General features: G+C 62.8%; 9 protein-coding genes. 6 read left to right on the top strand and 3 right to left on the bottom strand.

Annotated features, from left to right (window positions below; translation table 11 throughout):
* Positions 1-92 precede the first annotated feature (92 nt).
* Genes FHS69_RS07635 through FHS69_RS07610 form a run of 6 tightly spaced genes read left to right on the top strand, consistent with a single transcriptional unit; the run spans position 93 to position 7,793 of the window.
* The gene (locus FHS69_RS07635; protein ID WP_166777230.1) at positions 93-2,279 is read left to right on the top strand and encodes a chondroitinase-B domain-containing protein; all 2,187 of its coding nucleotides are present in this window, start codon (positions 93-95) and stop codon (positions 2,277-2,279) included.
* A complete protein-coding gene (locus FHS69_RS07630) occupies positions 2,276-4,447 on the top strand; it encodes a heparinase II/III domain-containing protein (protein WP_166777229.1) in 2,172 nt (723 codons plus the stop codon). The genes FHS69_RS07635 and FHS69_RS07630 overlap by 4 nt, the downstream gene beginning before the upstream one ends.
* 1 nt (position 4,448) lies before the next feature.
* Entirely contained in the window at positions 4,449-4,811 is a 363-nt protein-coding gene (locus FHS69_RS07625) for a cupin domain-containing protein (protein ID WP_166777228.1), read from the top strand.
* A 2-nt stretch (positions 4,812-4,813) separates the two neighbouring features.
* The gene (locus tag FHS69_RS07620; protein WP_166777227.1) at positions 4,814-6,094 is read left to right on the top strand and encodes an MFS transporter; all 1,281 of its coding nucleotides are present in this window, start codon (positions 4,814-4,816) and stop codon (positions 6,092-6,094) included.
* Positions 6,095-6,124: 30 nt separating this feature from the next.
* Positions 6,125-6,880, top strand: coding sequence for an SDR family NAD(P)-dependent oxidoreductase (locus tag FHS69_RS07615; RefSeq protein ID WP_067674058.1), 756 nt, complete (start codon positions 6,125-6,127; stop codon positions 6,878-6,880).
* Positions 6,881-6,905: 25 nt separating this feature from the next.
* On the top strand, positions 6,906-7,793 hold the full coding sequence (locus tag FHS69_RS07610) for a sugar kinase (RefSeq protein ID WP_243844593.1): 888 nt from the start codon (positions 6,906-6,908) through the stop codon (positions 7,791-7,793).
* Positions 7,794-7,812: 19 nt separating this feature from the next.
* Here the strand turns inward: FHS69_RS07610 and FHS69_RS07605 are convergent, their stop codons facing one another.
* The 3 genes from FHS69_RS07605 to FHS69_RS07595 all read right to left on the bottom strand — a co-directional run bounded on the left by FHS69_RS07605 (position 7,813) and on the right by FHS69_RS07595 (position 13,335).
* A complete protein-coding gene (locus tag FHS69_RS07605; protein ID WP_166777226.1) occupies positions 7,813-9,294 on the bottom strand; it encodes a methyl-accepting chemotaxis protein in 1,482 nt (493 codons plus the stop codon).
* Positions 9,291-9,620 carry a hypothetical protein gene (locus FHS69_RS07600; protein WP_166777225.1) on the bottom strand — a complete coding sequence of 110 codons (330 nt, stop codon included), beginning with the start codon at positions 9,618-9,620 and terminating at the stop codon, positions 9,291-9,293. The genes FHS69_RS07605 and FHS69_RS07600 overlap by 4 nt, the downstream gene beginning before the upstream one ends.
* Before the next feature lie 184 nt (positions 9,621-9,804).
* Positions 9,805-13,335, bottom strand: a complete 3,531-nt coding sequence (locus FHS69_RS07595; protein ID WP_166777224.1) for a TonB-dependent receptor — start codon at positions 13,333-13,335, stop codon at positions 9,805-9,807.
* Positions 13,336-13,345 lie beyond the last annotated feature (10 nt).

Genomic DNA, 13,345 nt, shown 5'->3' with positions numbered 1-13,345 from the left:
ATGAGAGGACCGAGGGGATGCTGGCAGGGCGAAGCCTTGTACTCGCTGCTATAGCGCTTGCTGCGGCGCCTACCGCTGCAGAGCAGGTGCTGGTGCGCAGCCCAAGCGAATATGATGCAGCGATCGAGGCTGCGCAGCCAGGTGACACTATCTTGCTGGCGGATGGCGAATGGCGGGATTTCGACCTCGTCGTCCGTGGAGAAGGAACCGGGCGCGCGCCGCTCACGGTCGCCGCGCAGACCCCGGGCGGTGTCGTCCTGACGGGCCAATCGAGCTTACGGCTCGGCGGATCGCATCTTGTGGTCTCGGGCCTTGTTTTCCGCAACGGATATAGCCCGCGCGGTGATGTGATCGCATTCCGCGTCGATTCCGAGAAGCTCGCCTTCGACAGCCGTGTCACGCAGACGGTCATCGATGGGTTCAGCAAGCCGGATCGATTTGAGTCGGATTACTGGGTGGCGCTCTACGGCAAGCGCAATCGCTTCGATCACAACCATCTGGAAGGCAAGACCAACAAGGGCGTGACGCTCGCGGTCCGGCTCGACAGCGAGGACAGTCGCGAAAACGGCCATCGGATCGATCACAATTATTTCGGCCCGCGCCAGTCGCTTGGATCGAATGGGGGCGAAACCCTGCGGATCGGGACCAGCCATTTTTCGATGTTCGATTCGAAGACCGTTGTCGAGAACAACGTTTTCGACCGCACCGATGGCGAGGTCGAAATCATCTCGTCCAAATCGGGCGGCAACACCTTCCGCGGCAATCTCTTCCTGCGCTCGCGTGGCAATCTTACCCTCCGGCACGGGGACGGCAATTTGGTCGAGCGCAACATCTTCCTCGGTCACGGCAAGGACTACACCGGCGGTATCAGAGTCATCAATCGCGATCAGACCGTGCGCGACAATTACATGGAGGGGCTGCGCGGAACGGGTTTCTCCAGCGCGCTGGCGGTGATGAACGGCGTGCCCAACTCACCCGTCAATCGCTATGTCGAAGTCGAGAATGCGCAGATCACCGGCAATTCGATCCTCGACAGCGCCCGGATCGGATTTGGCGTGGGGGCCGATGAGGAGCGATCGGCGGCTCCCAGCAAGACGGTCTTCGCGCGCAACCTGATGAGCGCGAGTGGAAGCGACGCATTTCTTTCCGCCGCATCGGATGTCTCGGGCATCGCCTTCGACGGGAATGTTGTCCTGTCCGGCACTGTCGATCCCGCACTGGCGAAGATCGCGCGCGGCGCGGCGGAGCTCGAGCGGGCGAAGAACGGCTTGCTGTATCCGCGCGATCCGGCGATCAATGCCGTCGGGGCGCCACGCGACCTCGCGCCTATCGGGCTCGAGGAAGTCGGGGTCGACTGGTATCCCAAGCCGAAGGACGCAAGTCCGTTCGAATCCAGCGGGCGAAGGGTGACGATCGCGCCGGGTGTCGATGCGCTGGTCGCTGCCGTCGAAGTTGCACAACCGGGCGATGTCATCGAACTTGCGCCGGGGCGGCACGTGGTCGAGCGGACCATCGCGCTGGACAAGGCGATCACCATTCGAGGCACCGGTCCGGACAAGCCGGTGATCATGTTTTCACGGCCTTCGCTCATCGAACTGCGCGAAGGCGGCGATCTGCAACTGGTCAACCTCGTAATCGACGGAAGCCTGGCGCCGGATTCGGTGGGCAATTCGGTAATCCGCACCACGATCTACCCCGTACAATCCAACATGCAGATCGAGTTCGAGCGGGTCGAAGTTCGCAATCTTACGGTCAACAAGTCGTTCAACGTTCTCACGCTGGGCAAAAGCACGTTCGCTGACCGTATCGCGATCCGCGACAGCACCTTTTCCGACATCTCGGGAACGGTCATCTCGGTGGCTTCCGAGACCGAGGATTACGGCCAGTACAATGTCGAATACCTCGACGTGGCCGACAGCAGTTTCGAAGACATCGGTGGCCCGATCGCCGATGTTTACCGCGGGGGCCGCGACGAAAGCACCTTTGGACCGGCGGTGACGCTAAGCAATAATACGCTGCGCACTGTCGGACGCGCTGCGACCAATGGCAGTGGCGCCGCATTGCATCTCCATGGTGTCCAGATCGCAAGGATCGAGGGTAATACGGTCAGCCAGTCGGCGCGGCTCAAGATAGTTCACACCGTCGGAACGCCTGCGACATCGGTAGTCGACAACAGCTTTGACAACACCCCCGCGCCGGTATTCGAGGAGCTGGTTTACCAAGGTGCTCCGCGCGTGGAGATGTCCGGAAACAGCTTGGATGGGGAGCCGCTCCAATGAGAACGCTCCTCTTCGTCTTTTCTGCTGTCATGCTGGCATTGGGCGGACTCATCGCGCCGCTCAACGCGCAGGAACCGCTCGAGAAAACCGGCGAACTCTCACCGCTCTACCGCGCGGAGATGGCCCTAGCCGAGGGTTTCGTGTCCGACATGATGGCCAGCGGCGTGGTGGTGCCCGTGCCGGCCGATCCGGGTGGCGGCTACACACATGAACAGCATAAGCGCAATTATCGCGCGATCTATCTCGCCGGCCAGCTCTACCGGATCACGGGAGACCGCGCGTATGCCGACTATGTACGCGACATGCTGCTGGCCTATGCCGAGCTCTATCCCACGTTGGGCGAGCATCCTGCCAAGGCCAATCAGAATGTCGGCCGACTGTTCTGGCAAGTGCTCAACGATGCCGTCTGGCTGGTCCATGCAGTCCAGGGCTACGCCGATGTCCGCGACACGCTGAGCGCCGCCGACCGCGCGGCAATCGATGACCGGGTATTTCGACGGGCGGCTCATTTCCTGTCGGTGGAATCACAGGCCACGTTCGACCGCATCCACAATCACGCGACCTGGGCAACCGCGGGTGTCGGCATGACCGGCTACCTACTCGACGACCGGGACATGGTGGATCGCGCGCTGCTTGGTTCGGACAAGACCGGCAACACCGGCTTCCTTCGTCAGACCGAACTGCTGTTCTCGCCAGACGGCTATTATACCGAGGGACCCTATTACCAGCGTTACGCCCTGATGCCCTTCATGGTCTTCGCCGATGCGATCGCGCGCAACGATCCCGAGCGGGGGATATTCGCCCATCGCGACGGTATCCTGTTGAAGGCGCTGCGCACGACTATCCAGCTGACCTACGGAGGCTATTTCTTCCCTTTCAACGACGCCATCCGCGACAAGAGCCTCAACACCGACGAACTCTATCACGGTGTCGCGATAGCCTATGCCGAAACGCGAGACCCGGGCTTGCTCGCGATCGCCGACTGGCAGGGTCGGACCATATTGACCGAGGATGGATTACTTCTCGCGCGCGATTTGGCGGCAGGCACCCCACAGCCATTCGATTTTCGCACATTGCTGCTGCGTGATGGCCCCGAGGGCGACCGGGGTGCAGTCGCGATCCTGCGCGACGGGAAGGGGCCCGATCACTTGGCTCTCGTTGCCAAGAACACCTCGCAGGGCATGGGCCATGGCCATTTCGACAAGCTCAGCTGGCAACTTTACGACAATGGGCGCGAGATAGTGCGCGACTATGGTGCAGCGCGTTTCCTCAACGTGGTTGCCAAGGAAGGCGGACGCTATCTGCCCGAGAACGAAAGCTGGGCCAAACAGACGGTGGCGCACAATGCGCTGGTGGTGAACGGAACGAGCCATTTTGGGGGCGATGCCGATCTCGCCGATCGTCATGCACCGCGCCAGCTTCACTTCTCCTCCGTTCCTGGCCTGCAACTGAGCAGTGCGCGCATCGACACCGCCTATCCGGACAACCCCGTCGCCATGCAGCGAACCCTGGCTCTCGTCGACGTGGCGGGTCTCGCCTCGCCGGTGGTTATCGACGTTTTGCGCGCGACCGGCGAAACGGCAAACACTTACGACCTGCCCCTGCATTATGCCGGACACATCATCGAGACCGGATTTGTCGTCGATCGCGAACTCGCGGGACGACCGGTTCTCGGCAACAGCCACGGGTACCAGCACATCTGGGTCGATGGCACCGCGCGGGTGCAAGGCGATGGTGCGTTCATAACATGGCTGCTGGGCGGTCGCTTCTACAGCTACCGGATGGCCGCGCAGCCCGATTTGCAGGTCATCCTCGGCGAAAGTGGCGCAAACGATCCTGCCTTCAACCTGCGCCGCGAACCGCTGGTCATTCAGCGCGTCGAAGGAGCCAAAGAGATGACCTTCGTCAGCCTGCTCGAGCCGCATGGAATGTCCGACGGGGCGACAGAGCAAACCGTCGACAGCCAGAGCCTCATCGCTTCGCTGCGGCATCGCAAACACAACGGATACGATCTCGTGATCGTCGAAACAAAGCGCGGCGGCAAGACCGTGCTGGCGATCTCCAACGACACAGACCCGGACAAGCAACACCGCGCGAACATTGACGGACGCATGGTGCGCTGGACCGGCTTTGCCGAGCGGATCGATCTCGCCGGGGAGAAGAACTGATATGGCCACGCAATCAATTGAACAGAGCGCGGCATTCCTTGCCGGCGCGGACGTCGCGAAGGAGGACCTGGGCGGCGGTATCGCAAGGCAGATCCTTGGCCATGGCCCCGATCTCATGGTCGTGCGCGTCGCGTTTGAGGTAGGGTCGGTCGGGGCGGTACACGCCCATCCGCACAGCCAGTCCACCTATGTCGAGAGCGGCCGCTTCGAAGTGGTGATCGACGGGGAGACCCGCGTGCTCGGGGCCGGTGACGGCTTCTATGTTGCGCCGCATCTCGATCATGGTGCGGTGTGCCTCGAAGCCGGGGTGCTGATCGATACCTTTAGCCCCGCGCGCGAAGACTTTCTCGGCGGGGAGGGCTGACCATGGCGAAAAGCAAGGGCAAGCTGCGCTACTGGATCGTCGGCCTCGTCGCGCTGGCAACCATCATCAACTACATCGATCGCGGCGCATTGGCGGTGCTGTGGCCGGAGATTTCCGAAGAGCTCGGCCTCACCAAGGTCGAATATGCGGTCATCATCAATGTCTTCACATTTGCCTATGCCTTCGGGCAGACGATTTTCGGCAAGATCTTCGACTGGATCGGCGTACGGCTCGGCTTCGTCCTTGCCATTGCGGCGTGGTCGATCGCCACGATGCTGCATGCGGTAGCCGGCGGCCTGACCAGCTTCGCGGTGTTCCGCGGCCTGCTCGGCGTATCGGAAGCGGGTAATTGGCCAGGCGCGACCAAGGCCAATGCCGAATGGTTTCCGATCAACGAGCGTGCGTTCGCACAGGGGATTTTCAATTCCGGCGCAGCAATCGGGGGGATCGTTTCAGCCCCGATCGTCGGCCTGCTGTTCGTCTTCCTGGGGTCTTGGCAGGCTACTTTCGTCGCGATCGGGATTCTCGGCCTGCTGTGGCTGGTGCCTTGGCTGATTGTCTACAAGAGCGGCCCCGATGCGCACCCATGGATCAGTGAGGAAGAGCGACAGTTCATCCTCACCGGGCAGCGCAACAAGGATGTCGACGACGTTGCGGACTATGCGCCGGGCTCGGGCGAAATCCTCTCGCGCAAGGAAAGTTGGGGCGTCATCATGGCATCCTTCTTCCTCGATCCGATCTGGTGGCTCTTCGTCGGCTGGCTGCCGCTCTATCTCAACGAGACCTACGGTTTCGGAGTGGAAGAAATCGCGACTTACGCCGCCGTACCCTATATCGGCGCGATGTTCGGCGCGTGGTTTGGCGGGCTTCTGGCGCAGAACCGGATCCAAGCGGGCTGGACCGTAAACCGCACGCGCAAGTTCGTTATCGGCCTCGGCGGCGCGATCATGCTGGTCTCGCTACTGGCCACGACGCAGGCCGCCACTCCGCTGATCGCAGTGCTGCTGATGGCGGCAATCCTGTTCGGTTTCCAGACTGCAGTGGGGAATATCCAGACGTTGCCGAGCGACTTCTACAGCGGCAATTCGGTCGGTACGCTTGCCGGCTATGCGGGAACCGCCGCCAAGCTCGCAGTGGTCGGCCTCAACTTCCTCATCCCGATCATCACCGTCGACAGCTACGCACCCGCCTTCGTGGTCGGGGCCGGGCTGGCGATCATGACCGTGCTTTCCGTGCTCGTGCTGTGCCCGGAAATCAAACCTCTCAAACCCAAATCCGCCTAGCGCGACCCATTCAGAACCGGGGAAACTTTCATGAAATTCACAGGTAAGACCGCAATTGTTACCGGTGGCAGCCGCGATATCGGCCGGGCCATCTCGGTCAAACTCGCCAGCGAAGGCGCCAATGTCGTAGTGAACTACTTCAGCAATGAAGCCGATGCCGATGCGACGCTCGCAGCGATCGAGGCAACGGGTTCCGGCAAGGCGATCAAAGTCCGCGCCGACGTGACGAAGTCGGAAGACGTCGCGAAGCTGGTCGCGGCAGCGACCGAAGCGTTCGGCGACGGTATCGATATCCTCGTGAACAACGCCGGGGGGCTTGTCGCACGCAAGCCGTTGGCGGAGATGGACGAGGAGTTCTTCAACCACGTGATGCAACTCAATCTCACATCCACCTTCCTCGCCACCAAGGCGGCGGCCGAGCATATGGGCGAAGGCGGCGCGATCGTGAATCTCGCTTCGCTGGCCGGCCGCGATGGCGGCGGCGGCGGTGCCGCAGCCTATGCCACCTCCAAGGGGGCAGTCATGACTTTCACGCGCGCGATGGCGAAGGAGCTCGGTCCGCGCGGCATCCGTGTAAATGCCCTTTGTCCCGGCATGATTGCTACCGCATTCCACGACAAGTTCACGCCTGACGCCGCCCGCGAGAATGTTGCCAATTCGACGCCGCTGCGCCGGCAGGGCCGCGCCGAGGAAACGGCCGACGCGGTCGCCTACCTCGCTTCGGACGAGGCGTCGTTCATCAACGGCGCGAATGTGGATATCAACGGCGGCCTCGCCTTCTCCTGACGGACTGGCTGCGGAAACGGATCGCATGACGACCTTCATTTTCGGCGAAGCCATGCTGGAATATCACAGCCATGGCGGAGCAGGGCTCCGCTATGGCGGTGATACGCTCAATACGGCGATCCATCTCGCGCGTGCAGGACACGAAGTCGCATATGTCACGGCGGTCGGAACGGATCCGATCAGCGATGCGCTGGTCGACGCGTGGGCCGCCGAAGGCATAGACACGCGGCACGTGCTGCGGCACCCCGGGCGAAATCCGGGGATCTATGCGATACACCTGGACGACGGAGGGGAGCGTAGCTTCCTTTACTGGCGCGACCGGAGCGCTGCGCGCGAAATGTTCGCGCATCCGGGAATGACGGAAGCGCTTGGCGCCGCTGCTTCAGCGAAGCTGCTGTATTTCAGCCTGATTTCGCTAGCGATCATCGACGATGCCGGGCGCGAAGCACTGCTTGCGCTGGCTTCGACTCGCAAGGAGGCGGGGCTGGCCGTGGCATATGACAGCAATTACCGGCCCAATCTTTGGGCGAACCGAAGGGATGCCGCTGAAATCTCCGGCAAGGCCATGCAGTGCTGTACCATCGGACTTCCAACCAACACCGACGAACGCGACCTTTGGGCGAGCGAGGAAGGCGAATGCGCTATTGCAGAACGCTGGAATGGGGCGGGATGCGCACTCGTCGCGGTGAAGGCCGCCGAGAAGGGGTGCGTGTTGGGTGACCCGACGGGCGACGCGCCGCGTGTGATACCGGCGGTTCGTACCGAAGTTGTCGACTCCAGCGGTGCTGGTGACGCCTTCAACGGCGGCTTTCTCGACGCCTGGTTGCGGGACCGAGCGATCGATGACTGCGTCGAAGCCGGTCAGAGCAGGGCCCGCGCGACGCTGGCGCATCGCGGAGCTATCTTGCTCTGAGGGTGCTTTGCGCGCCGCCTCAGGCGGCGCGCTTGCTGTCGCAAGCCCGGTCGAGCCGGGCTAGGAAGTCGCCGGCCGACTTGTCGAGTTCGCGGACGTTGTCGAGCAGCATTGCCGATGCCGACTTGAGATCGGCAGAGAGCTGTTCGGCGAGCCGCGCGCTCTTGGCGAGGCCATCGCTGCGAGAGGCGATTTGATCGGCTTCGGTCGCGGCCTGCCGTGCAGTGACCTCGATTTCCGCTGCCAGCGAGCGCTGACCGTCGACGTCGCGGCGTATGACCGAAGCAGCCTGTGCCAGTTCCTGCACCGATCGGCTGATCTGCGAGAAGCTTGAAGCGGCATCCTGCGAACCGGCCTGCAGCCCCGTAAGCAGCGTTTCGATCTCACCCGTGGCCTGTGCGGCCTGGCGCGAGAGCGACTTTACCTCCTGCGCGACGACCGCGAAACCGCGGCCGCTCTCGCCTGCAGCGGCAGCCTCGATGGTCGCGTTCAATGCCAGCATGTTGGTGTGGTCGGCGACCTCGGCAATGGCGCGTGTGGCTTGCGCGATATCGGCCGAATGGCCGACGAGTTGAGCGACGGACACGCCGCCCGATTGCGAGCGGCCGTCGGCTTCGCTGGCCAGCGTATCCTGTTGCGAAACGGTGACCGCGATATTGCCGATCGAGGCAGACAGGCTCGCGATGTGATCGGCGACCGTCGCCACCGCATGCGAAGCGGCGGCGGCAGCCTGCGCTGCACCCGCGGCTCCCGAACCGGTGTCGCGGGCGACGGTATCGAGCTGCCCGGTGGTTTCGTCGAGCGTCAGGGCCGTATCCGCAAGCGCGGTGGCGACACGGGATACCGAGGTTTCGAAAGCCTGCCCGATTTCGACCAGTTCGGTCCTCCGGCGTTCGTTGAGATCGTGTTCGAGCTGTTCGCGCAGCGCACGCTCGGCCCGGGTGGATTCGAGCGCCTGCTGTGCTTCTTCGCGCGCGGAAGCAGAGCGTCGCAGCGTGGCAGTCAGGCTCACGGCAATCGTCCCGAGAATGCCTGCCTGCAGCACCACGGCCAGCGCGTGGATGAGAACGCGGGGAATGCCTCCGCCACCAGCGAACACCCAGGAGGGCGCAACGAGCGCGAGAAGGAGGTGATGCGCCGCGATCAGCAGCGCGCCGGCGATAATCGGACGCAGGTCGCACAGCACCGTGAGGCTGGCCAGCGCGACGAAGAAATACATGTGCATGTCGATCTGCCACTCGATCCCGCGCGTTGCGTAGAGCAGCAGTGCGGGCTGGGCCGCGATCATCAGCCCGACAACCAGCCGGGCGATTGCATCATGGCGTTTCTGCAGCGCCACGAGCGATGGGGGCAAATTGATCGCCACGCTGGCTATCAGCGCCTGCCAGCCATAGGTGCCGGTAAAGAGCGCCATCAGCACGAAGGCGCCGCTGACGATCCAGCCGGCCATCGTTAGCCAGACAATTCCGCGTTGCCGCAGGGATGAGATCTCGTCGTTCATGCAGTGGTTATTCCCGAGCAACCCTGGGATGGAACTGCGAAGAGGAAGGCCTCTCCGCCGCTGATGATCTGTCGGATCGCGCGACGATCGCCGCTGACGACCAGCGAGCCCGCGATTGGTCCGCGGGAAATGATCCTAACCGACGGAATGCCGATCATGCGCACTACCGTGTGCCTGCCCTCATTCGAATAGGGCACGACCAGCATTTCGCCGCGCGCCGGGGGCGCCAGAAGAAAGGCGCCGAGGACGATCGGTCCCCATGCCAGCAGCATGATGTTGGACAGCAGCCGTGCGGCAACAGGGAGGGGCGGGAGGCGCCGGAACATGATGTCCCAATCGCGCCATATGGTTGAAGGAGAGTTAATCATATCGGGTTCCGGCGCAGATTTCTGCGTCTTTCGCGGCGGTGCGATGCCTTGCGCCGACTGCAATCCCGTGCTCGCTAGCTCTCGCAACAAGGCCGGCTCCCCCTGTGAAAAGGGTGAGCCGGCCTTGAAGCAATTACCTCGGTCAGAAGCGGGCGCGGACGCCCATGGTCACTGTACGACCGCCATTGAACTGATAGGCCTGCGGATAGCTGAAGACCGCGGTCCCGTCCCCGAACTGCGAACTGGTGGTGCTGCGGATATCCGCATCCTTGGCGTCGCGCAGCAGGTCGTCGCCTTCGAGGAAGATCGTCCAGAGCCCGCCGAGATTCTCGAACGTGTAGGAGAGGCGTGCATCGAGCGTGTCGTATGACGGCACGACCGTGTTCAGGTTGAACTCGTCGAAGGCGTCGACGGTGGCGGACTGGCTGGTGTAGATGACCCGGCCCTGGAACCCGTCGCGATCGTAGTCGAGCGAGAGATTGTAGACCCAGCGGGCCTGGTCGCGCAGCGGGCGGTCGAGGCTGAGCTGGATGATCTCGTTATCGTCGGACCGCGCGGAGACCAGTGTCGGGAAATCGCCATTGGTATAGGTCGCATTTGCAAGCACGCCGAAATCGCTGAGGAAGCCGGGCAGGAAGTCGAGCCGCCGGATGAGTTCGAACTCGAGCCCCCAGATCTTCCCGCCTTCTCCATTGGTCGGGCGATTGACGAGGAATTCGGTATCCTCGGGCAGCGCCAGCAGGTCGGGGCGGCTCTCGGCGAGCGGCGCGAACTCATCGAGGAAACGCTGGCGCACACCGTCGTCGTTGACCGCGGTGAAGTCCACATTGGTGAAGTTGTTGTTGATCTTCTTGTAGAAGAAGCCCGCGCGAACAAGGCCCGGCGTGTCGTCGAAATAATAGGCTAGGTCGAGGTCGATATTGTCGGTGGTCGACGGCTTGAGGTCGGGATTGGCTTCGAGGATCGTGACGCGGCCGAAACCGGGGCGCAGGTCGACACTGTACTGCGTGTTGCGGTTGAGCAGGCGGAAGTCGGGATTGACGGTCGAACGGAAGTAGCCGAGCCGCGCTGCGATGTTGGGATGCGGCCGGTAGGTCGCAAGGAAGCTGGGCGTCCAGGTGTCGACCGTGCCGCCGGTGTTGGCGAAGCGGACGAGGCCTGCCTGCACGAAGGTCTCGCGATCCTCCGTGCGGAAGCCGGGCTCGTCGAGCCGGACCGATGGCGAAGAAATGGTGAAACCGTTGCGCTTCTCACGTTCGTAACGCACGCCTGCGATTACCGACAGGTCACCGAAGACGAGCTTCGATTCGAGATAGGCGGCCCAATTGTCCTCGGTCGTCTCGGTCGGGACCAGGTTCCCGGATCCATCAGCGATCGGGTCGAGTTGCGTGAAATCCGTGAATGTGAACCGTTCTTCGTTGAAGGCCTTTGCAGGATCGTCCTCGGTGTAACCCGGGAGTATGTCGAATATCGTGCGCGCGCCACCTGCCGACAGATAGGGCAGGTCGAATGCGTCGACGCCGATCAGCGAGATATCGTCGGCTCCCAGCAGGTTCGGGTCGAACAATGCGAGGTCGCTGTCGGCCCCGGTAATTCTCAAATAGCGCTGGCTGGTCACGTTGCGCGGGTTGGTCACATTGCCAACCGTCTGGCGCTTGCTCGAATCGTATTTCCCTCCGAGTTCGACATATTCGAGGAAGCCGAGCGGCGTGTTGTAACGCGCCTGGAACTCGCCAATGTAGGACTCCGAGGGGCTGTCGATCGGGTTCGTGACAGCCGAGAACAGGTCATACTGGCCCGGATCGCCGATCAGGGCGAACCCTTCGGCGGTCAGGGATGGAAGCGGCAGTCCGTCGGGGCCGGGGACGAAGCCCCCGGCGATCACCCTCTCGGTTTGCGCCGCATCATCGTCTGGGGCGGTCCGCAGCGTTGCCGGGTCGATCAGGTCTTCAAGATTGGTGAAGCTGTTTCCCAGCAGCGTGATGGCCGTGTTGCTGCCCTCTTGCCGTGCCTTGGAATAGCCAAGCTTGTACTCGAATTCCCAGCGGCCGATATCGGTATCGCCACGAAAGCTGATCGTGTCGGAGGTGAATTTCTGATCGGTCGAACGAAAGGCGATGCTGGGGCGCAGCGCGCGCAAAGTCGTGCGGCGGCGAACCTCGCCATCCAGTTCGGGGATCGGCATGTCGAGGCTGGAGGTGAGGAAGCCGATCGCGGTGCGTGAATCGCTGCCTTCGCTGTCACGGACATTGCGTTGGAGGTCGAGCCGAAGGCGGGTGTGGCTGGCAATATCCCAGGCGAGGTTGAGCGAGCCGACGAAGGCCTCCTCGGCGCGTTCGCGGCGCAGATAGCTGGTGCTGGTTACCAGTTGCTGGTCGAGACCGGGATCGAAGGGAAATTCGAAACTTGCCGGCACGAAGAAGATCGAAGTGTAGCCTTCGGGCAGCACCGGCGGGACGGTGTCGAGGATCGACACGTCGTAGTTCAGCCGGTCGGTGTTGCGGTACTGCAGGGTGGCGGCGATGCCGAAGCTGGGCGTCAGTTCCTTCGCGATGGTTCCGTTGATCTGGTACTCTTCGCCGAAGTCGCGATCGAAATTGCTTTCGCCCTCGACGCTCACGTTGAAGGCGAAGTCGCCGTAATCGAGGCCCGATTTGGTCTCGATCTCGACCAGCCCGCCCGAGCCGGTGGATTCGTGGCTCGGCAGCAGCGATTTGTGGACCGTGACCTGCGAAATGTTGTCGGCAAGGAAGCCGCTCAGATCGATCGTCCGCTCATAACCCGTGCCCTGCAGGTCGAGCCCGTTGAGCTGGACGTTGATCGCTTCCGAACTGAAACCACGCACGGTGATGCGCGAGCCTTCACCGGTGTCGGCGTCGCGGCCGAAGGCCACGCCGGGAACACGGCGCAGCGCTTCCGACACGGTTTCCGCCGGGAACCCGCCGAGCAGGTCCGACGCGACCACGGTCGAGTTGTTGTCGGCGTTCTTCTGCTGGTTCAACGCCACCTGGATCGCGCTGCGATAGCCCAGCACCACGATCTCGTCGCTGGATGATCCGACGCTTACATCGCCCGTGTTGCGGACGCCGGGTGCCACCGAGACGCTAGCGACCTGCGGGACCTGCCCGAGATATTCGACGACGACCGTTTGCGTGCCCTGCGGTGCTGCGGGAAAGTTATACTGGCCCCGGTCATCGGTCACCGTGCGCAGGGGCGTTCCTGCAATTCGCACGTTCGCTCCGGGCAGGACCGACCCGGTTGCCGCATTGCGAACGATCCCGCTCAGCGGAGCGGTTGCCACCATCGAATTCGCTGCGTCCTCGTCCCCGCGCTCGGCCTGACTGCGGCTGGCGCCGACGGCGCGCAGGGTGACGGCGTCATCGCCATTCACGTCAAAAGCCAGACCGGAACCGCGAAGCATTTCCCGCAACGCTGCCGTGGGGGTCATTGCGCCCTTGACGGCGCGCGCCTGACGGTTCTCGACCAGTTGCGGGGGATAGAGCAGGTCCATGTCGGTGGTGGCAGCGAATTCACGCAGCGATTTGGAGAGTTCCTGCGCCGGAATGTCGAAGTCGACCTGACGTTCTTGTGCGTGCAGCGGCGCCGCTATGGCAATCTGTGCCGCGCCCACCAGCATGGCAGCCTGCAGGCTCGTCGAAATTCCGGTATGCATTCTTTTCCCC

The sequence above is a fragment of the Qipengyuania flava genome (assembly GCF_011762005.1).
GTDB lineage: Bacteria > Pseudomonadota > Alphaproteobacteria > Sphingomonadales > Sphingomonadaceae > Qipengyuania > Qipengyuania flava.
The sequence above is the reverse complement of the archived record's forward strand: the minus strand, read 5'-3'. Positions and strand labels throughout refer to the sequence as shown.